Origin of the sequence: Acidimangrovimonas sediminis (assembly GCF_002871005.1) — a bacterium.
GTDB classification, from domain to species: domain Bacteria; phylum Pseudomonadota; class Alphaproteobacteria; order Rhodobacterales; family Rhodobacteraceae; genus Acidimangrovimonas; species Acidimangrovimonas sediminis.
On record NZ_PHSN01000016.1, the window covers coordinates 11,939 to 31,212 of the forward strand.

Genomic DNA, 19,274 nt, shown 5'->3' on the forward strand with positions numbered 1-19,274 from the left:
ACAGGCCGGGCCGGGGGGCGCGCTCAGCGCCCCGGCCCGCGCTCGAACCGCCGGTCAGGCACCAGCCACAGCGCCGCGACCACGACCACCCCGATCAGCGCGGCGTAGCCCGAGACGAAGGCCACCGGCAGCGCCACGAGGTAGACCAGCACCGACACGACCTCCTTTCCCGACCGTCCGGCAGACATGGCGAAGACCGAGTCATGCGCATGTTCGGCCACCAGCAGCCGCTCCAGCACACCATAGGCGGCGCCACACATGAAAAGATCGAAGATATAGACCGCGACGGGCCAGGCGGCGAAATGGTTCTCGCCCATGAAACCGGTGGCGAAGGGCATCAGCGACAGCCAGAACAACAGGTGCAGGTTGGCCCAGAGCACCCGCCCGCTGACACGCTCCACCCGGTGAAACATGTTGTGGTGGTTGTTCCAGTAGATGCCGATATGCGCGAAGGACAGGACATAGGCCAGGAACACCGGCCAGAGCGGCGCCAGCGCCGACAGGTCCTCACCCTCCGGCACCTTGAGCTCCAGCACCATGATCGTGATGATGATCGCGAGAACACCATCCGAGAACGCCTCGACCCTTGTCTTCTTCACCCTACCCTCATGACATCGGGCGACAGCGCCGCCAGCTCTGGAAATCATCGCCGGTCAGGACTTCGACCTCGTCCTCGGACAGAAGCCGCATCTCGATCCGCGTGCCCGCCCCCGGTTCGTCCGCGGGCGCGGTATAGGCAAAGAAATGTCGGCTGTACTCCCCTGTCAAGCGACGACCGCCCGGGGTCACGATCCTTGGCCCGTCGATGGTCAGGGCCCGCGCGCTGCCCGGCTGGCACCAGTCGCCGTCGATCCGGTCGGCCAGCGCCGGCCCGGCCACCAGTGCGGCCGCCGCCGCGAGTATCGAAAGCCGGCACCGCATCGCGCCCTCCTTCGCGCAGGCCACCCTGTCTCTCGCACACAGCGTATCACGGCACGGACCAAATTCCTTAACAAGGAATTTGCAAAACTCTTCGGAAGAGTTTTGGCGCCCGGCCGGACCCGAGCCGCCTACTCCCGCGCGCGCAGCACCTGCGCCGGCCGCGCCGCCAGCGGCCGGAGCGCGAACACCAGCCCCGACAGCAGCACCGCCGCGATACCGCCCAGCACGATCGCCAGCGCGGGCCCGACCTCCAGCGTGAAAGGCGCATCCATCACGAAGCGCATCACCGCCCAGGCCCCGAGGCTGCCGGCGGCCAGCGCCACCACGCCCGCCGCCGCGCCGAGGATCGCGGCGCGCAGCGCAAAACTTGCAAGGATGCGCGCGCGGCTCGCCCCCAGCGTCTTGAGCACCGCCGCCTCGTAGATCCGCGCCCGCTCGCCCGCCGCCGCGGCACCGATCAGCACCACGATCCCGGTCAGCAGCGTCGCTCCCGCCGCGGCCGAGGTCGCCCGGGCGATCGCACCCAACGCGTCGGTCACCTTGCCGATCGCCTCTGTCACGCGGATCCCGGTAATGTTGGGAAAGGCCTCGCCGACCCGTCGCAGGATGCCGCTTTCGGCCTCCGGCCCGGTGCCCGGCGCGGTATAGACCGTGGCGATGGAGCTGTGCGGCGCGCCGGCCACGGCGGCCGGATCCATCGACAGCACGAACCCGATCCCGCCCGAGGCGAAATCGACGTCGCGGAAACTGGTGATCGTCGCGGTGATGTCGCGGCCGAGGATGTTGACGGTCATCGTGTCGCCGAGGTGCAGCCCCATCTCCTGCGCCTCCTTGGCGGCAAAGCTGATCTGTGGCGGGCCCTTGTAATCTGCGGGCCACCAGGTGCCCGCGGTGATCTTCGTCCCCCGCGGGGGGCTGGCCGAGAAGGTGACGCCGCGGTCGCCCTTCACCACCCAGCTGTCGCCCGCCACCTCGCGGGCGGGCCGCCCGTTGATCCGCGTGATGATGCCGCGCAGCATCGGCGCGGTCTCGACCCGGGTCACGCTTGGGCTGTCCTTCGCGGTCTTGAGAAAGCCCGGAAGCTGGTCGGGCTGGATGTCGATGAAGAAGTAGGACGGCGCGCGTTTCGGAAGGTCGGTGTCGATCGCGCGGCGCAGGTTGCCGTCGATCTGCCCCACCGCCGCCAGCACCGAAAGCCCCAGCCCCAGCGACAGGATGACCGAGGCCGCCTCGCCCCCGCCGCCACGCCCCGGCCCGCCGATCGCCCCCAGCGCGAGGCGCAGCGCGGTGCGGCCCCGGAACATCCGCGCCCGGCTCAGCCTGCGCGCGAGCCGCCGCAGGCCCCAGGCGGCCAGCCACAGCACCTCGAGCGCGGCGACGATCCCCATCGCGGCCCAGAGCGTCAGCGCCGCGAGGCCCGAGAACAGCGCCGCCGCCGCCACCAGCGCCGCCGCCGTAAGCCCCAGCGCCAGGACGGTGCCCGGCCCGGGCACCGCCGCCGTGCCATCGTCGCGGTAAAGCGCGGCGGCCCGGGTAGCCCTGGCGCGCGCCAGCGGCCAGAGCGTGAACAGAAGCGCCGCCAGCGCACCGTAGAGCGCCGCCTCCATCAGCGGCGCGGGATAGAGCGCGAAGGAAGAGGGGAACGGCAGCAGCGCCGCGATCACCGGGGCAAGCACCATCGGCACCGCCGCCCCCAGCGCCACGCCAAGCACGATCCCCAGCGCCGTGAGGGCCGCGATCTGCATCAGGTAGACCGCGGTGATCAGCCGCCCGTCCGCCCCCAGCGTCTTCAGCGTGGCGATGGTCGCGGTCCGGCCCTCGACATAGGCCCGCACGGCGGCCGAGATCCCCACCCCGCCGACCGCCAGCCCCGCCAGCCCCACCAGGACGAGGAACGACCCGATCCGCTGCACGAAGGTGTCGATCCCCGGCGTTGCCCGGCGCCGGTCGGTCCAGCGCATGCCGCTATCGCGAAACCGCTTTTCCGCCAGCGCCTTGAGGGCAGGCAGGCTTTCGCCGGGCGGCAGCATCAGCCGGTACTTGGTATCGAAAAGCGTGCCGGCGGCGAGGAGCCCCGAGGCCCTGAGGGCCGAGGTCGCGACGAGGGTGCGCGGCCCGAGCGTCAGCCCCGCCGTCGCGCTGTCGGGCTCTGCCGCAAGCACCGCCATCAGCCTGAATTCCGTGTCGCCCAGCCGGAACGTCGCGCCCGGCTTCAGCCCCAGCCGGTCGACCAGCGCCCGCTCCATCACCGCGCCGGGCAGGCCACCGGACCCCGCCAGCGCCTTCCCGAGCGGTATCGCGGGCGAAAGCGCCACCTTGCCGGTCAGGGGATAGGCATCGTCCACCCCCTTCACCTGGGTCAGCGCCCTGTCCTGCCCCACCACGGCCATCGATCGGAATTCGACCACCTGCGAAACCTTGTCGGCATGGCTGGCCATGAAGGCGCGTTCGGTGTCGTTGGCGAAGCGGTAGGTGAATTCCATCTGCGCGTCGCCGCCAAGCAGCACCGCGCCCTGCCCGGTCAGCCCGGCCTCGATCGCCGAACGGACCATGCCGACCCCGGCGATCGCGGCCACCCCCAGCGCGAGGCAGGCAAGGAAGACGCGAAATCCCCGCAGCCCTCCCCGCAGCTCACGGCGCGCAAGGCGCGCGGCAAGGCGCAGTCTCACGGTCTGCCCCCGGCAGCGGCAGAGGGGCGCGCGCCGTTTTCGGCATTCGCCTCAGTCTCTGGCCCAGTCTCGGCCCCCGTCTCCCTCTCCGTTTCCGGCACGACGATCCGGCCGTCGGCCAACTGCACCACCCGGTCGCAACGGGCGGCCAGTTCGGGTGCGTGGGTCACCATCACCAGCGTCGCGCCATGGCTTTCGCGAAGGTCGAAAAGCAGCTCCATGATCTGCGCCCCGGTGGCCCCGTCGAGGTTCCCCGTCGGCTCGTCCGCCAACAGGATCGCGGGCCGTGTCACCACCGCGCGGGCCAGCGCCACGCGCTGCTGCTCGCCACCCGAAAGCTGCCCCGGGTAGTGCCCTGCGCGGTGCGCCAGACCGACCGCGCCCAGCTCGGCCTCGGCCCGGTCAAAGGCATCGGCGGCGCCGGCAAGTTCCAGCGGCACCGCGACGTTCTCCAGCGCGGTCATCGTGGGGATCAGGTGGAAGGATTGGAACACCACCCCCATATTCCCCCTGCGGAAGCGTGCCAGCCCGTCCTCGTTCATTGCCCCGAGGTCGTGGCCCAGCGCCTCGACCCGCCCCCCGGTGGCGCGTTCCAGCCCACCCATGAGCATGAGGAGTGACGACTTGCCCGATCCCGACGGCCCCACCAGCCCCAGCGTCTCGCCCCGCGTCACCTCGAGGTCGATGCCGCGCAGGATTTCCACCGGTCCGGTGTTGCCGTCGAGCGTGAGACGCGCGTCGGCGAGGCGCAGGATCGGGTCGGTCATCGGGATGTTCCGGTCGCTGAAAGGGTCGGGAAGGGCGCGGGGTCGTGCAGGTCTTACAGGGGGATATGGGGTGCCGGCGGGTCTGCGCAAGTTCGCACTGGCCGTCCTGCTCTCGCTGAGCGCGGCGGGCGGCATGACGGCAGCGGTCGCCCTGCCTGCCGCCGCGCAGGACAAGGTGATCGCCTTTGGCGACAGCCTGACCCAGGGCTACGGTCTACCCGACGGCGACGGCTTCGTGCCCCAGCTTCAGGCATGGCTCAAGGCGCAGGGCCATGACGTCGCGCTGGTCAATGCCGGGGTCTCGGGCGACACCACGGCGGGCGGACGCGCCCGGATCGACTGGACGCTGGGAACGCCCGCACAGGCGGTGATCGTGGAGTTGGGCGCCAACGACATGCTGCGCGGGCTTCCCGTGGCGCAGATGAAGGCCAATCTCGACGCGATCCTCGGCGCGATCTCTGCAAGGGGGCTGCCGATCCTGCTGATCGGCGTGCAGGCGCCGGGGAATTATGGCGCAGATTACGCAAAGGCCTTCGACGCGGTCTACCCGGCGCTGGCCGCAAAGTACCATACCCTGCTGATCCCCGATTTCTTCGCCGCGCTGAAGGCGAAGGGCGAGACCCCGGCCCATATGCAGAAGTACATGCAGGGCGACGGGCTGCATCCATCGCCCGAGGGCGTGAAGCTGATCGTGGCCGCGATCGGGCCGAAGGTCGAGGACCTGCTGGCCGAGGCGAAGTGATGCCCGCCCCGTAGGCTGCGTTCAAACGCACCCTCCCCTGCGCCGCGCCCCCGCTTGACCCGCCCCCGCCCCCGGTCCATCAACACCGGGATGGCGGAGGAGAGCGCGGCATGGACCTGATTGCAGAGCTGACAGCGGAGCTTGGCGCCGCCCATGTCCTGACCGGTGAGGATGCCGCACGTTTCGGCCGCGACTGGCCGGGAAAATACCACTGGACCCCGCTGGCCGTCGTCCGCCCCGGCTCCACCGACGAGGTTGCCACCGTCCTGCGCCTCGCCCATGCCGCGAAGGTGCCGGTTGTCCCGGTCTCGGGCAACACCGGCCTTGCTGGCGGCGCCCGCGCCGAGGGCCTGCTGATGGTCTCGACCGAACGCCTGAACCGGATCCGCGAGATCCGCCCCGCCGCCCGCAGCGCCGTGGTCGAGGCTGGCGTGATCCTGTCGACCCTGCATGCCGCGGTGGAGGAACACGACCTCGCCTTCCCGCTGTTCTTCGGCGCGCGGGGGTCGGCGATGATCGGGGGCGTCCTGTCGACCAACGCGGGCGGCTCGAACGTGCTGCGCTACGGCAACACCCGCGCGCTGGTTCTCGGGATCGAGGTGGTCCTTGCCGACGGCCGGGTGATGGATCTAATGAGCGCGCTGCACAAGGACAACACCGGGCTCGATCTGCGCGACCTGTTCATCGGCGCCGAGGGCACGCTGGGGATCATCACTGCCGCAGTGGTGAAGCTGGTGCCCAAGCCGCGCGCCCATGCCACCGCGATGGTTTCGGCCCCCGACCTGCCCGCCGCACTCGACCTGCTGAACCGGCTGCAAGAGGCCACGGGCGGCGCGGTCGAGGCGTTCGAATACATGCCGCGCAGCTATACCGAGCACCTCCACCGCCTGCACCCCGAGCTACGGCCTCTCTTCGCCGAAACCCCCGAGGTCTCGATCCTGATCGAGGTCGGCGCGACCGCCCCCCGCGACGTGACGCCCGGCCCCGACGGCGCGATTCCCGTGACGGCGCTGCTGGAAGAGACGCTGGCCGAGATGATCGAGGCGGGCCTCGTCGCCGATGCGGTGGTGGCCAGTTCCGAAGCCCAGCGTCGCGATCTCTGGGCCCGGCGCGAGGCCGCGGCCGAGGTTCAGCTTACCCGCCACCCGCTGGTCGACACCGACATCGCCGTGCCGCTCGACCGAGTGGCCAGCTTTCTCGAGACGATCCACGCCCGCCTGCCCGCGCTGGACGCCGGCGCCGAAACGCTGACGGTCTGCCACCTCGGCGACGGCAACCTGCATTTCACCATCTACCCGACCCGGGACGATGCCGACCTGATGGACAGGATGCGCGACGCGGTGGAGGACGTGGTGGCCGATCTTGGCGGCAGCTTCTCGGCAGAGCACGGCATCGGGACGTCCAAGCTCAACACCATGCGGCGGCGCAAGGATCCTGTCGCGCTCGACGTCATGCGCGCGATCAAGGCGGCGCTCGACCCCTCGGGACAGATGAACCCCGGCAAGCTGATCCCCCCCGATTGACCCTGCCCGGCGGATCCCCCGCAGCCGTTCCTGCCCGATAGATCCTGCGCGACCGAGACGCCCGAACGGCCCCCTCCGGCCGACTCGGCCACGGCCCGCGTGCACCGCCAACAGCGCCCGCCCCTTGCCACGGCGCGCCCCGACGCTAGGCTCTGCCGCCAACCGCGAGGGAGACGAGAATGACCGAGACCATGCAACGCATCGTTCTGGCCAGCCGGCCGGACGCGAAACCCGAACCCGCGAACTTCCGCCTCGAAGAGGTGCCGATGCCGATCCCCGGCGAGGGAGAATTCCTCGCCCGCACGATCTGGCTCTCGCTCGACCCCTACATGCGCGGCCGGATGTCGGCAGCCAAGAGCTACGCCAAGCCGGTCGAGATCGGCGAGACGATGACGGCGCAGGTGGTGGCCGAGGTGGTCGCATCGCACCACCCCGACTACGCGCCCGGCGACATCGTGATCGCGCCCTTCGGCTGGGCCTCGCACGGCATCTCCGACGGCACGATGATCGAGAAGATCGACGGCGACGCCGCCCCGCTCTCGGCCTATCTCGGCGTGCTCGGCATGCCCGGCACGACCGCCTGGGTGGGGCTGAACGACATCGCCGCGGCACAGCCGGGCGAGACGATCGTCGTCTCCGCCGCCACCGGCGCGGTCGGCTCGCTGGTCGGCCAGCTTGCCAAGCTCAAGGGCATGCGCGTGATCGGCGTCGCCGGCGGGGCCGAGAAATGCGCCTACGCGGTCGAGGAACTGGGCTTCGACACCTGCCTCGACCACCGCGCGCTCGACAAGGCCGAACTGACCGAGGCGATCGCCAAGGCCGCGCCCGACGGCGTGCATGTCTATTTCGAGAATGTCGGCGGCAAGACGCTGGAGGCCACGCTGCCGAACATGCGCGACTTCGGCCGGATCGCGATCTGCGGCATGATCGCCTGGTACTCGGGCGCCGATAATCCCGCCCCCGCCCCGGTCGTCTGGGGCGCCATACTGCGCCAGAAACTGCGCGTGCAGGGCTTCATCGTCTTCGATCACTGGAACCGCCGCCCGGCCTTCCTCGAAGAGGTCGCGCCGCTGGTGAAGGCCGGCAAGATCACCTTCCGCGAGACGGTGGAAGACGGCCTCCAAAACGCCCCCGCCGCCTTCCTGCGCCTGCTCGAAGGCGGGAATTTCGGCAAGCAACTGGTGCGGGTCGGCGCAGACCCGGCCTAGGTGCGAACGGACAGGCCGGGGGTTTCACACCCCCGGACCCCCGTGGGATATTTTCGCTCAGAAGAAAGGCCGTAACGCCTCTGATCTTCTTCTGAGCGGAAAGTATCCCGGGGGGTCACAGGGGGGCAGCGCCCCCCTCGAAGGAAACGTCTTGCGCGCCCTGGCGCGCGCCTCAGGATCGCCAGTCGAAGAAACCCTTCGGCGCCTGATCCAGAAGCTCGCGGGCAAGGTCGGTTCCCATGATGGCCGCTTCGGAGACCGGGCCGCGGCGCGCGCCCGCGATGACCTCGGAGCCGTCCGGTCGCAGGATCTCGCCGCGGAGCCAGAGTTCCGTGCCTTTCAGGAGCGCGAGCCCCGCGATCGGTGTCTCGCAGGAGCCGTCGAGTGTGGCGAGGAAGGCGCGTTCGGCCGCGAGGCGTTCGGCCGTGGGGATGTCGTGGATCGCGGCGACGAGGTCGGCGGTCGCGGTGTCCTCCGTGCGCCGTTCGATCCCGATCGCGCCCTGGGCGACGGCGGGGAGCATCTCCTCCGGCGCGATCGCGGAGCGGGCGACGGAGGCGAGGTCGAGGCGGTTCAGCCCCGCCATCGCGAGAAAGGTCGCTCTGGCCACGCCCTCGTCGAGCTTGCGCATCCGGGTCTGCACGTTGCCGCGGAATTCCACCAGCTTCAGGTCGGGTCGGCGCGCGGCGAGCTGCGCCCGGCGGCGCAGGCTGGACGATCCCACCACCGCGCCCTCGGGCAGCTCGGCGATCCCGGCCGCGGAGGGCGAGACGAAGGCGTCGCGCGGATCCTCACGCGGCAGCAGGCCGTCGAGGACGAGGCCCGGCGGCTGCTCCGTCGGCATGTCCTTCATCGAATGCACCGCGATGTCGATCCGGCCCGAGGTCAGCGCCTCCTCGATCTCCTTGGTGAAGAGCCCCTTGTTGCCGATTTCCTTCAGCGCGCGGTCGGCCGCGATCATCGCGCGGTCGTCTCCGGTTGTGTGGATGACCACGACCTCGAACGCCTCGGACGGCAGATCGTGCGCCGCCATCAGTCGGTCGCGCGTCTCGTGGGCCTGTGCCAGCGCCAGCGGCGAGCCGCGGGTGCCGATACGGAGGGGCTTTGCGGGGGTCGGGAATGCACGGGTCATGCCTTCCTCTACCCCCGGCCAAACGGCCTGACAATGGCCTCGGGGATGGGGCCTGCGACGGCCTGCGCCTTGACACCGCGCGCCGGAGCGTCAAGGCAGGGCCGCGCGGTATCGGAGGCGGTGATGACGGCAAGCAAGGACAAGACCCTTCTCAGGGCGCTGGCGGGCGAGACCCAGGCGGTGCCGCCGGTCTGGCTCATGCGGCAGGCCGGGCGCTACCTGCCGGAGTATCGCGCCACGCGGGCGAAGGCGGGCGATTTCCTGTCTCTTTGCTACAACCCCGAGCTTGCCGCCGAGGTCACGCTGCAGCCGATCCGCCGCTACGGCTTCGACGCGGCGATCCTGTTTGCCGATATCCTTCTGCTGCCGCAGGCCCTCGGGGCCGACCTGTGGTTCGTCACCGGCGAAGGGCCGCGGCTGTCGACCCTCACCGATGCGGCGGGTCTCCGGGCGCTGAAGGGGCGCGACGACATCCACGAGACGCTGGCGCCGATCTACGAGACCGTCGGGATCCTTGCGCGGGAACTGCCGCGCGAGACCACACTGATCGGCTTTGCCGGCGCGCCCTGGACGGTGGCCACCTACATGATCGCGGGCCGCGGGACCAAGGACCAGGGGCCGGCGCATGCGCTCAAGGATACGGACCGGGCAACCTTTGCCGCGCTGATCGACCTGCTGACCGAGGCGACGGTGGAATACCTCTCGAAGCAGGTCGAGGCCGGGGCCGAGGTGGTCAAGCTCTTCGACAGCTGGGCCGGCAGCCTGAAGGGGCAGGATTTCGACGATTTCTGCCTCGAGCCCGCAAAACGGATCATCGCCGCCCTCAAGGCCCGCCACCCCGGCCTGCCGGTGATCGCCTTCCCGCGTGAGGCGGGGGAGCGGTATGTCGGCTTCGCCCGCGCCACGGGGGCCGATTGCGTGGCGCTGGACAATTCGGTCGAGGCCGGATGGGCGGCGGAAAAGGTCCAGGTGGACGGCTGCGTGCAGGGCAACCTCGATCCGAAGCTGATGGTCACCGGCGGCGAGGCCCTCGCCCGGGAGACTCGGCGGATCCGAGATGCCTTTTCCAAGGGGCCGCACATCTTCAACCTCGGCCATGGCATCACCCCGGACGCCGACCCCGAGAATGTGCATGTCATGCTTCAGGCGCTCCGGGGCTGAGGCCGCGCGGAACCCGGTGCAGGTTTGCGTATTTCGGGAACAATGAAGGACAAGTTCCTTTCATTGTTCCGCAAATACGCGTCTCGGCCGACAGGCACCCCGCGCGCGGTCAGGCGGGCAGCACAACGCCCGACGGAGCGGCCCCGACGGAGCGGCATCGCGCAGAAAACCCGCAGTCGCATGAATTTTCAGCGCGTTTCAGACTTTCCTTTTCTCCTTCGGTCAGTATAGTGCGACGCCATGACACGGGATTTTCATATCGCATCGCAGACGGGGGCCACCGGCGCCTTTCCGTTGCGCGCGCTGTCCCGCGGGATTCTGCTTCTCCTTAGCCGCCTCTGAGCGTGCCCGTTCACCGGCGCGCCGCTCAGGGGTGACCAGCGCCGGGATCGCAGACGAGAACCAGACACGAAGAGACCCATCATGACCGACAAGACCGAACAGGACCGCGTCCTGATCTTCGACACCACCCTGCGTGACGGCGAGCAGAGCCCCGGCGCGACCATGACCCATGACGAGAAGCTGGAGATCGCCTCCATGCTCGACGAGATGGGGGTGGACATCATCGAGGCGGGCTTCCCCATCGCCTCGGAAGGGGATTTCGAGGCGGTGCGCGACATCGCCAAGCTGGCCAGGACCTCGGTGATCTGCGGGTTGAGCCGGGCCAACTTCAAGGACATCGACCGCAACTGGGAGGCGGTCAAGCACGCCAGGCGCCCGAGGATCCATACCTTCATCGGCACCTCGCCGCTGCACCGGGCGATCCCGAACCTGACGCAGGACGAGATGGCGCAGCTGATCCACGAGACGGTGACCCATGCGCGCAACCTTTGCGACGACGTGCAATGGTCGCCGATGGACGCGACGCGGACCGAGCATGACTATCTCTGCCGGGTGGTCGAGATCGCGATCAAGGCGGGCGCCACGACGATCAACATCCCCGATACCGTGGGCTATACCGCACCGCGCGAATCTGCCGACCTGATCCGCATGCTGATCGAGAAGGTCCCCGGCGCCGACGAGATCATCTTTGCCACCCATTGCCACAACGACCTGGGCATGGCGACGGCGAACTCGCTGGCCGCGGTCGAGGCCGGCGCGCGGCAGATCGAGTGCACGATCAACGGGCTGGGCGAACGCGCCGGCAACACCGCGCTGGAAGAGGTGGTGATGGCGCTCAAGGTGCGCAACGACATCATGCCCTACCAGACCGGGATCGACACGCGGCGCATCATGAACATCTCGCGCCGGGTGGCGCAGGTGTCGGGGTTCGCCGTGCAGTACAACAAGGCGATCGTCGGCAAGAACGCCTTCGCGCACGAATCGGGCATCCACCAGGACGGGATGCTGAAGAACCCGCTGAACTTCGAGATCATGCGCCCCGAGGACGTGGGCCTGGCCGAGACCAACCTGGTGATGGGCAAGCACTCGGGCCGGGCCGCGCTGCGCGCCAAGCTGCGCGACCTGGGCTACGAGCTGGCCGACAACCAGCTGGCCGACGTCTTCGTGCGTTTCAAGGCCCTGGCCGACCGCAAGAAGGAGGTCTACGACGACGACCTCGTCGCGCTGATGCAGGACCAGACCTCGCCCGAGGACGACCGTATCGTGCTGAAATCGCTGAAGGTCGTCTGCGGCACCGAGGGTCCGCAGACCGCCGACATGACCCTGGCCATCGACGGGCGGGAGCAGTCGGTGCACGCCACCGGCGACGGCCCGGTCGACGCCACCTTCAACGCGGTGAAGTCGCTGGTGCCGCACAACGCCCGCCTCGCCCTCTACCAGGTGCATGCGGTGACCGAGGGCACCGACGCCCAGGCCACCGTCAGCGTGCGAATGGAGGAGGACGGCTACATCGGCACCGGACAGGCCTCGGATACCGACACGGTGGTGGCCAGCGCCAAGGCCTATGTGAATGCGCTCAACCGTCTCGTGCAGCGCCGCAAGAAGACCAAGCCCGAGGCGGAGGTGAAGTCCGCCTCGTGAGCGGGACGTGAGGCGGGCGTGAGCCCGCGGTGAGCGGCCCGGGCGCGGGTTTCCTCCGCCCGGGTCAAATCCGCGTCAGGCGGCCCTCACAGCGGCGTTGCCGCGCAATTTTGCGCCGAGGCAACCCCCTCTGCCCTCTTTCCCTCAAGGCGTTGCCCGGCTACAAGATCGACGGCCCGCGACAGGGGAGTCGCGGGCTGCAGCTTATTCGGGCACACTTTTTCGGGCACAAGGGGCACCCCCAGCATGGCAGGCTTTTCGGGCATCTTCTCGTCGGACATGGCGATCGACCTCGGGACGGCGAACACGCTCGTCTACGTCAAGGGGCGGGGGATCATCCTGAACGAGCCGTCGGTGGTGGCCTACCACGTCAAGGACGGGAAGAAGCAGGTGCTGGCCGTCGGCGAGGACGCCAAGATGATGCTTGGCCGGACCCCCGGCTCGATCGAGGCAATCCGCCCGATGCGCGATGGCGTGATCGCCGATTTCGACGTCGCCGAGGAGATGATCAAGCATTTCATGCGCAAGGTGCACAAGCGCACGACCTTTTCGAAGCCGAAGGTCATCGTCTGTGTGCCCCACGGCGCGACCCCGGTTGAGAAACGCGCGATCCGCCAGTCGGTGCTGTCCGCGGGCGCCCGCCGCGCCGGCCTCATCGCCGAACCCATTGCCGCGGCCATCGGCGCCGGCATGCCGATCACCGATCCCACGGGGTCGATGGTGGTCGACATCGGCGGCGGCACGACCGAGGTGGCCGTGCTGTCGCTGGGTGACATCGTCTATGCCCGGTCGGTCCGCGTCGGCGGCGACCGAATGGACGAGGCGATCATCTCCTACCTGCGCCGCCAGCAGAACCTGCTGATCGGCGAATCTACCGCCGAGCGGATCAAGACCCAGATCGGCACGGCCCGCATGCCCGACGACGGCCGCGGTGCGGCGATCCAGATCCGGGGCCGCGACCTTCTGAACGGCGTGCCGAAGGAGACCGAGATCAACCAGGCGCAGGTCGCCGAGGCGCTGGCCGAGCCGGTGCAGCAGATCTGCGAGGCGGTGATGATCGCGCTCGAGGCCACCCCGCCCGACCTGGCGGCCGACATCGTCGACCGTGGCGTGATGCTCACGGGCGGCGGCGCACTGCTGGGTGAGCTGGACCTCGCGCTGCGCGAGCAGACGGGGCTTTCGATCTCGGTCGCGGACGAGTCGCTGAACTGTGTCGCGCTCGGGACCGGCAAGGCGCTGGAATATGAAAAGCAGCTGCGCCACGTTATAGATTACGACAGCTGACACGCCGCTTGTCGCGGTGTGGGTGAAGTGGGGCAGTCGTGGCGAAGGACCGCAACGGTAGCGATGAATTTGTCCGGCCGATCAGGCGTATCCTGATCGGGTTCCTGGTGTTCATCCTGGTGGCATTGTTCGCGCTCTGGCGCATCGACAGCCCGCGCGTGGAACGCTTTCGCGCGGCGCTGGTCGACCGGGTCGTGCCGAACTTCAGCTGGGCGCTGGTGCCGGTGACCAGGCTGGCCGGCATGGCGAACAACTTCGAATCCTACACCCGGATCTACGAACAGAATCAGGAGCTTCGGCGCGAGCTGCAGCAGATGAAGGCCTGGAAGGAAGCGGCCCTTCAGCTGGAGCAGAAGAACGCCAAGCTGCTGGATCTGAACCAGGTGCGGATCGACCCGCAGCTGACCAAGGTGACAGGGCAAGTGCTGGCCGACAGCGGATCTCCTTTCCGGCAGTCGGTGCTTCTGAACGTGGGCGCCCGCGACGGAATCGTCGACGGCTGGGCGGTGATGGACGGGCTGGGCCTCGTCGGGCGGATCTCGGGCGTGGGGCGGACCACCAGCCGGGTGATCCTGCTCACCGATTCCAACAGTCGCATCCCGGTGACGATCCAGCCCTCGGGCCAGCATGCGCTCGTGGCGGGCGACAATACCGCCGTGCCGCCGCTGGAATTCCTCGAACACCCCGAACTGGTGCGCCCCGGCGACCGGGTGGTCAGCTCCGGCGACGGCGGGATCTTTCCCGCCGGCCTTCTGGTCGGGCAGGTCGTGCAGGGCGCCGACCACCGGCTGCGGGTGCGGCTGGCCGCCGATTACGAACGTCTCGACTATCTGCGCGTCCTGCGCAGCCATGCCACGCCGAAGGTCAACGACCCGGGTAGTCTGATCGCACCGCCCGGCGGGCCGGAGGGCAGCGGCGCAGGCCAGCCCGTCCCGGGCACGGCGGGCGACGACACCAAAGCGCCCAAGCCGGCCAAGGGCGGCACTTCCGGGGGCGCGTCGGGCGGCAGCTCGGGGAGCAGCGGCAATGGCTGAGTCGCAGGCCCGGATCCGCTGGGCCTACCGGGGCCTCTACGTCGCACTGGCGGGGTTTCTGATCTTCCTGCGCCTCCTGCCGATCGACAGTGCGCCGGTGAAGTGGCCGGGGCCCGACCTCCTGCTGGGCTTCACCTTCGCCTGGGTGCTGAGACGGCCCGACTACGTTCCTGCCCTGCTGATCGCGATGGTGGTGCTGCTCGAGGATTTCCTGACCATGCGGCCGCCGGGCCTCTGGGCGGTGATCGTGCTTCTGGGGGCGGAATTCCTTCGCGGGCGCGTCGTGTTCCTTCGTGAGGTGGGATTCCTCGCCGAATGGCTTATGGTGGCGATCGTCATGCTTGCCTGCTTCGCCGCCTACCGCTTCGCCTTCGCCGCGGCCTTCCTGCCCTTGCCGGACTTTGCACCGGCCTTCGCCCGGGCGGCCGGAACGGTGCTGGCCTATCCGTTGGTGGTGGCGCTGACCGCGCTGGCACTGGGGCTGCGCAAGGCGCAGCCGGGAGAAGTCGACAGCCTGGGGAAACGGCTATGAAACGCACGCCGCGCGATACCGACGGAAGCCACCGCAAGGTGAGCCGCCGCGCGCTCCTCATGGGGGGGGCGCAGCTGGCCGTGGTGGCAGGCCTTGGCCTGAGGATGCGCTACATGCAGGTCGTCGAGTCCGGCAAGTACCGCATGCTGGCAGACGAGAACCGGATCAACATCCGGCTGATCCCGCCGGCGCGCGGGCTGATCTTCGACCGCAACGGCATCCTGCTGGCCGGGAACGAGCAGAATTATTCTGTTGTGATCGTGCGCGAGGACGCGGGCGACAATGTGCACGACGTCCTTGCCCGCCTGAAGGACCTGATCCCGATCACCGACGAGGATGTCGAGAACACGATCAAGGAGATGAAGCGGCGCAGCCCCTTCGTGCCGATCACCGTGGCCGACCGGCTAAGCTGGGAGGACCTGTCGCGCGTCGCGGTGAACGGCCCGGCGCTGCCGGGGATCTCGCCCTCGGTCGGGCTGTCGCGGCACTATCCGCTGGACACCGACCTTGCCCATGTCGTGGGCTACGTGGGCCCGGTGTCGGAACGCGACCTGAAATCGCTGGACGACCCCGACCCGGTGCTGCAGATCCCCGATTTCCAGATCGGCAAGACCGGGGTCGAGCAGAAGCTAGAGGACGACCTGCGCGGCAAGGCCGGAACCAAGCGGATCGAGGTGAACGCCGTCGGCCGCGTGATGCGAGAGCTTGACCGCGTGCCGCCGGTCACCGGCAGGAACGTGCAGCTGACGATCGACGCGGCGCTGCAGGATTACCTGCACGCGCGGCTGGGGGGAGAGGCCGCCTCGGCCGTAGTGATGGACGTCACCAACGGCGACCTGCTGGCGATCGGCTCGTCGCCGTCGTTCGACCCGAACCTGTTCGTGCGGGGTATTTCCTACAAGGATTACAACGCGCTGATGCACAATGACCACCGGCCGCTGGTGGACAAGTCGGTGGCGGGCACCTACCCGCCCGGATCGACCTTCAAGATCGTCACCGGCTCGGCCGCGCTGCATGCCGGCAAGCTCAACACCAACGAGACGATCTACTGCCCGGGTTACATCGAACTGGGCAACCGCCGGTTCCATTGCTGGAAACACTCGGGCCACGGCCACCTGAACCTGCGCGGCGCGCTGGAACAATCCTGCGACGTCTTCTTCTACGAGGTGGCACAGCGCGTCGGCATCGACGCCATGAGCGCGATGGCCCATGAGCTGGGCGTCGGCGTGCGCCACGACCTGCCGATGTCGGCGATCGCCGAGGGGTTGGCACCGACGAAGGAGTGGAAGCGCCGGGTGCACAAGCAGGACTGGCTGATCGGCGACACCGTCAACGCGGCCATCGGGCAGGGCTTTGTCCTGGCCTCGCCGCTGCAGCTGGCGGTAATGGCGGCGCGGATGGCCACCGGCACCGCGCTGCAGCCCCGCCTCGTCCGGTCGGTCGACAGCATCGACCAGCCCCGCACCCCTGCTCCGCCGCTGGGGCTGCACCCCTTCGCGCTGGACGGCATCCGGTCGGGGCTGTTTTCCGTCGTCAACGGCAGCCACGGCACCGCCCGCACCGCGCGGATCGAGACGGACGGCATGACCATGGCCGGCAAGACCGGATCGAGCCAGGTCTGGAGCATCACGGCCGCCGACCGCGCCCGGGGCGTGATCAAGAACGAGGACCTGCCGTGGAACCGCCGCGACCACGGGCTGTTCGTGGCTTACGCGCCCTATGACAACCCGCGCTACGCCCTGTCGGTGGTGATCGAGCATTCCGGCGGCTCGCACCCCGCCGCGCTGATGGCACGCGACATCATGCTCCAGACGCTCTATGGCGGCACGCCGCCGCTGACGGCCTATCCAAGCTTTCAGCGCAAGGATATCGAGGCACAGCAGAATTCGCTGCAGCTACGCGACCTCGCCGCGCCGACGACCCCGGCGCGGGCGCGGACCTGACGGAGGCGCGGGGCGATGAGCTATCTCGAGTATTCGGTCAAGACGATCCCCTCCGGCCTGAAGAAGGTGCTCTACGTCAACTGGGCACTCGTCATCCTTCTGAGCGCGGTCTGCGGTGTGGGCTTTCTCATGCTCTACTCGGTCGCCGGGGGCTCGATGCAGCCCTGGGCCGAACCGCAGGTGGAACGCTTCGCGCTGGGGCTGGTGGTGATGTTCGGCATCGCCTTCACCCCGATCTGGTTCTGGCGCAACATGGCGGGGGTGGCCTATCTCGGCTCGCTCGGGCTGCTGCTGCTGGTAGAGCTGATCGGCACCGTCGGCATGGGCGCGCAACGCTGGATCGACATCGGCTTCATGCGGTTGCAGCCGTCGGAGGTGATGAAGATCTCGCTGGTGATGCTGCTGGCGGCCTATTACGACTGGCTGCCGCCCAAGAAGGTCTCGCGGCCGTTCTGGGTGCTCGTGCCGGTGGTTCTCATCCTTGTCCCGACCGCACTGGTGCTCAAGCAGCCCGACCTCGGCACGGCGATTCTGCTGCTTCTGGGCGGCGGGGTGGTGATGTTCGTGGCCGGCGTCTCGATCTGGTATTTCGTGGTCGTCGCGGGCATGGGGGCGGGCCTTGTCACGCTGGTGATGATGTCGCGCGGCAAGCCGTGGCAGCTTCTGAAGGACTACCAGTTCAAGCGCATCGACATCTTCCTCGATCCCGGGTCGGACCCGCTGGGCGCGGGCTATCACATCACCCAGGCCAAGATCGCGCTGGGATCTGGCGGCTGGACCGGGCGCGGCTACCTCCAGGGCACCCAGTCGCGGCTGAATTTCCTGCCCGAGAAGCACACCGATTTCATCTTCACCACGCTGGGCGAGGAATTCGGCTTTCTCGGGGCCTTCTCGCTTCTGGTGCTTTACGTGCTGGTGGTGGCGTTCTGCGTCTCGGCCGCGATGCAGACCAAAGACCGGTTCTCGCAGCTGCTGATCCTGGGCGTGGCGGCGACGTTCTTCTTCTACTTCGCGGTCAACATGGCGATGGTGATGGGGCTGGCGCCGGTGGTGGGGGTACCGCTGCCGCTGGTGTCCTACGGCGGGTCGGCGATGCTGGTGCTGCTGGCGGCCTTCGGACTGGTGCAGAGCGCGCATATCCACAAGCCGCGCGGTCGTTAGGCCATGCGCGGGACGGATGCGGACGGTCGGGTGCCTCCGGGACTCTGCCGTCTGCGTTGGGGCAAGCCCCGGCGCACCCCCCGTTCGTAAGGGGGACACATCCGCGCAAACACCTTTCTTGCGGGGGTTTCACACCCCCGCACCCCCGTGGGATATTTCCGCTCAGAAGAAGAGAGGAATAGCAGATGTCCGTGAACGTGTATTTCGCCGCCGGGGCGGCACATTGGCCAGCCTACCGCGCACCGCTGGAGCAGGCGCTGGCCGAGGCCGGGGTCGAGGCGGTGCTGAGCGACAGTGTCGACCGGCCCGAGGAGGTGGATTACATCGTCTTCTCGCCGGGCGGGGAGATCTCCGATTTCGGGCCTTACCGCAACGCGAAGGCGGTGCTGAACCTTTGGGCCGGGGTCGAGAACATCGTGGGCAATGCGACCCTGACCCAGCCGCTGTGCCGCATGGTCGACCCGGCAATGACCGAGGGCATGGTGGAATGGGTCGTGGGCCAGGTGCTGCGGCACCACCTGGGAACCGACCTGCACGTGCTGAACCAGGACGGGATCTGGCGCCATGACCGGGCGGTGCCGCCGATCGCGCGGGAGCGGCCGGTCGCGATGCTGGGCCTTGGCGCGCTGGGGCAGGCCTGCGGGCAGGCGCTGGCGGCGCTGAACTTTCCCGTCACCGGGTGGAGCCGGTCGCAGAAGGAGGTGCCGGGGATCCGCTGCCTTTCCGGGCGGGCGGGCCTCGACGAGGCGCTGAGCGGGGCACAGATCGCCGTGCTGCTGGTGCCGCTGACGGCCGAGACGGAGAACCTGCTCGACGCCCGGCGGATCGCGCTCATGGCGCCCGGCGCCTTTGTCGTGAACCCGGGCCGGGGGCCCCTGATCGACGACGCGGCCCTGATCGCGGCGCTGGACGGCGGGCAGCTGGCGCATGCCACCCTCGACGTCTTCCGCGAGGAGCCGCTACCGCCCGCGCATCCGTTCTGGGCGCATCCGAAGGTGACGGTGACACCGCATGTGGCCTCGGAAACCCGGCCAGCGACCGCTGCACGGGTCATCGCCGAGAACATCCGCCGCGGCGAGACCGGCGCGCCCTTCCTGCACCAGGTCGACCGCACACGGGGATATTGAGGCGGCGCGTCGCCCCCATCGCGCCCCCCGTTCGCATCTGCGCGGAGGGCGCTCGGGCGCCCTTCCCTCTCCCCTGCCGCTGTGCCA

Annotated in this window: 16 protein-coding genes; 11 read left to right on the forward strand and 5 right to left on the reverse strand. The window is 69.0% G+C overall.

Annotation, left to right across the window (positions count from 1 at the left end; translation table 11 throughout):
* Nucleotides 1–23 precede the first annotated feature (23 nt).
* The 4 genes from CVV76_RS14875 to CVV76_RS14890 all read right to left on the reverse strand — a co-directional run bounded on the left by CVV76_RS14875 (nt 24) and on the right by CVV76_RS14890 (nt 4,357).
* Nucleotides 24–599, reverse strand: a complete 576-nt coding sequence (locus CVV76_RS14875; RefSeq protein ID WP_102225466.1) for a TMEM175 family protein — start codon at nt 597–599, stop codon at nt 24–26.
* 7 nt (nt 600–606) lie between these two features.
* Entirely contained in the window at nt 607–921 is a 315-nt protein-coding gene (locus CVV76_RS14880) for a hypothetical protein (RefSeq protein ID WP_102225467.1), read from the reverse strand.
* A gap of 128 nt (nt 922–1,049) precedes the next feature.
* Entirely contained in the window at nt 1,050–3,584 is a 2,535-nt protein-coding gene (locus CVV76_RS14885) for an ABC transporter permease (protein WP_102225623.1), read from the reverse strand.
* A gap of 2 nt (nt 3,585–3,586) precedes the next feature.
* On the reverse strand, nt 3,587–4,357 hold the full coding sequence (locus CVV76_RS14890; protein WP_102225468.1) for an ABC transporter ATP-binding protein: 771 nt from the start codon (nt 4,355–4,357) through the stop codon (nt 3,587–3,589).
* Nucleotides 4,358–4,427: 70 nt separating this feature from the next.
* On the opposite strand from CVV76_RS14890, the gene CVV76_RS14895 reads away from it, so the two are divergent.
* From CVV76_RS14895 to CVV76_RS14905, 3 genes are all read left to right on the forward strand, one after another.
* Entirely contained in the window at nt 4,428–5,099 is a 672-nt protein-coding gene (locus CVV76_RS14895; RefSeq protein ID WP_233192968.1) for an arylesterase, read from the forward strand.
* A gap of 110 nt (nt 5,100–5,209) precedes the next feature.
* The gene (locus CVV76_RS14900) at nt 5,210–6,622 is read left to right on the forward strand and encodes an FAD-binding oxidoreductase (protein WP_102225470.1); all 1,413 of its coding nucleotides are present in this window, start codon (nt 5,210–5,212) and stop codon (nt 6,620–6,622) included.
* A gap of 179 nt (nt 6,623–6,801) precedes the next feature.
* Entirely contained in the window at nt 6,802–7,830 is a 1,029-nt protein-coding gene (locus tag CVV76_RS14905) for an NADP-dependent oxidoreductase (protein ID WP_102225471.1), read from the forward strand.
* 172 nt (nt 7,831–8,002) lie between these two features.
* Here the strand turns inward: CVV76_RS14905 and hemC are convergent, their stop codons facing one another.
* Nucleotides 8,003–8,962, reverse strand: coding sequence for a hydroxymethylbilane synthase (gene hemC, locus CVV76_RS14910; protein ID WP_102225472.1), 960 nt, complete (start codon nt 8,960–8,962; stop codon nt 8,003–8,005).
* Nucleotides 8,963–9,085: 123 nt separating this feature from the next.
* Here hemC and hemE point away from each other — a divergent pair, with 123 nt between their 5' ends.
* From hemE to CVV76_RS14950, 8 genes are all read left to right on the forward strand, one after another.
* Nucleotides 9,086–10,123 carry a uroporphyrinogen decarboxylase gene (gene hemE, locus CVV76_RS14915; protein WP_102225473.1) on the forward strand — a complete coding sequence of 346 codons (1,038 nt, stop codon included), beginning with the start codon at nt 9,086–9,088 and terminating at the stop codon, nt 10,121–10,123.
* Between the two features lie 423 nt (nt 10,124–10,546).
* Nucleotides 10,547–12,106, forward strand: a complete 1,560-nt coding sequence (locus tag CVV76_RS14920; protein WP_102225474.1) for a 2-isopropylmalate synthase — start codon at nt 10,547–10,549, stop codon at nt 12,104–12,106.
* 246 nt (nt 12,107–12,352) lie between these two features.
* Entirely contained in the window at nt 12,353–13,390 is a 1,038-nt protein-coding gene (locus tag CVV76_RS14925) for a rod shape-determining protein (RefSeq protein ID WP_102225475.1), read from the forward strand.
* Nucleotides 13,391–13,428: 38 nt separating this feature from the next.
* Nucleotides 13,429–14,424, forward strand: coding sequence for a rod shape-determining protein MreC (gene mreC / locus CVV76_RS14930; protein WP_102225476.1), 996 nt, complete (start codon nt 13,429–13,431; stop codon nt 14,422–14,424).
* Complete coding sequence (locus CVV76_RS14935) at nt 14,417–14,956, forward strand: rod shape-determining protein MreD (RefSeq protein ID WP_102225477.1); 540 nt, start codon at nt 14,417–14,419, stop codon at nt 14,954–14,956. Before mreC ends, CVV76_RS14935 begins: the two co-directional genes overlap by 8 nt.
* A complete protein-coding gene (mrdA, locus tag CVV76_RS14940; RefSeq protein ID WP_102225478.1) occupies nt 14,953–16,899 on the forward strand; it encodes a penicillin-binding protein 2 in 1,947 nt (648 codons plus the stop codon). The genes CVV76_RS14935 and mrdA overlap by 4 nt, the downstream gene beginning before the upstream one ends.
* 15 nt (nt 16,900–16,914) lie before the next feature.
* A complete protein-coding gene (rodA, locus tag CVV76_RS14945) occupies nt 16,915–18,060 on the forward strand; it encodes a rod shape-determining protein RodA (protein ID WP_102225479.1) in 1,146 nt (381 codons plus the stop codon).
* 185 nt (nt 18,061–18,245) lie between these two features.
* A complete protein-coding gene (locus CVV76_RS14950; RefSeq protein ID WP_102225480.1) occupies nt 18,246–19,187 on the forward strand; it encodes a 2-hydroxyacid dehydrogenase in 942 nt (313 codons plus the stop codon).
* Nucleotides 19,188–19,274: the final 87 nt, after the last annotated feature.

Bases quoted from the DNA above. Each gene is read 5' to 3' on its own strand.
- mrdA (WP_102225478.1), top strand. From the start codon at position 14,953: ATGAAACGCACGCCGCGCGATACCGACGGAAGCCACCGCAAGGTGAGC.
- CVV76_RS14950 (WP_102225480.1), top strand. From the start codon at position 18,246: ATGTCCGTGAACGTGTATTTCGCCGCCGGGGCGGCACATTGGCCAGCC.
- CVV76_RS14900 (WP_102225470.1), top strand. From the start codon at position 5,210: ATGGACCTGATTGCAGAGCTGACAGCGGAGCTTGGCGCCGCCCATGTC.
- CVV76_RS14920 (WP_102225474.1), top strand. From the start codon at position 10,547: ATGACCGACAAGACCGAACAGGACCGCGTCCTGATCTTCGACACCACC.
- CVV76_RS14890 (WP_102225468.1), bottom strand. From the start codon at position 4,357: ATGACCGACCCGATCCTGCGCCTCGCCGACGCGCGTCTCACGCTCGAC.
- rodA (WP_102225479.1), top strand. From the start codon at position 16,915: ATGAGCTATCTCGAGTATTCGGTCAAGACGATCCCCTCCGGCCTGAAG.
- CVV76_RS14935 (WP_102225477.1), top strand. From the start codon at position 14,417: ATGGCTGAGTCGCAGGCCCGGATCCGCTGGGCCTACCGGGGCCTCTAC.
- CVV76_RS14880 (WP_102225467.1), bottom strand. From the start codon at position 921: ATGCGGTGCCGGCTTTCGATACTCGCGGCGGCGGCCGCACTGGTGGCC.
- hemE (WP_102225473.1), top strand. From the start codon at position 9,086: ATGACGGCAAGCAAGGACAAGACCCTTCTCAGGGCGCTGGCGGGCGAG.
- hemC (WP_102225472.1), bottom strand. From the start codon at position 8,962: ATGACCCGTGCATTCCCGACCCCCGCAAAGCCCCTCCGTATCGGCACC.
- CVV76_RS14905 (WP_102225471.1), top strand. From the start codon at position 6,802: ATGACCGAGACCATGCAACGCATCGTTCTGGCCAGCCGGCCGGACGCG.
- CVV76_RS14925 (WP_102225475.1), top strand. From the start codon at position 12,353: ATGGCAGGCTTTTCGGGCATCTTCTCGTCGGACATGGCGATCGACCTC.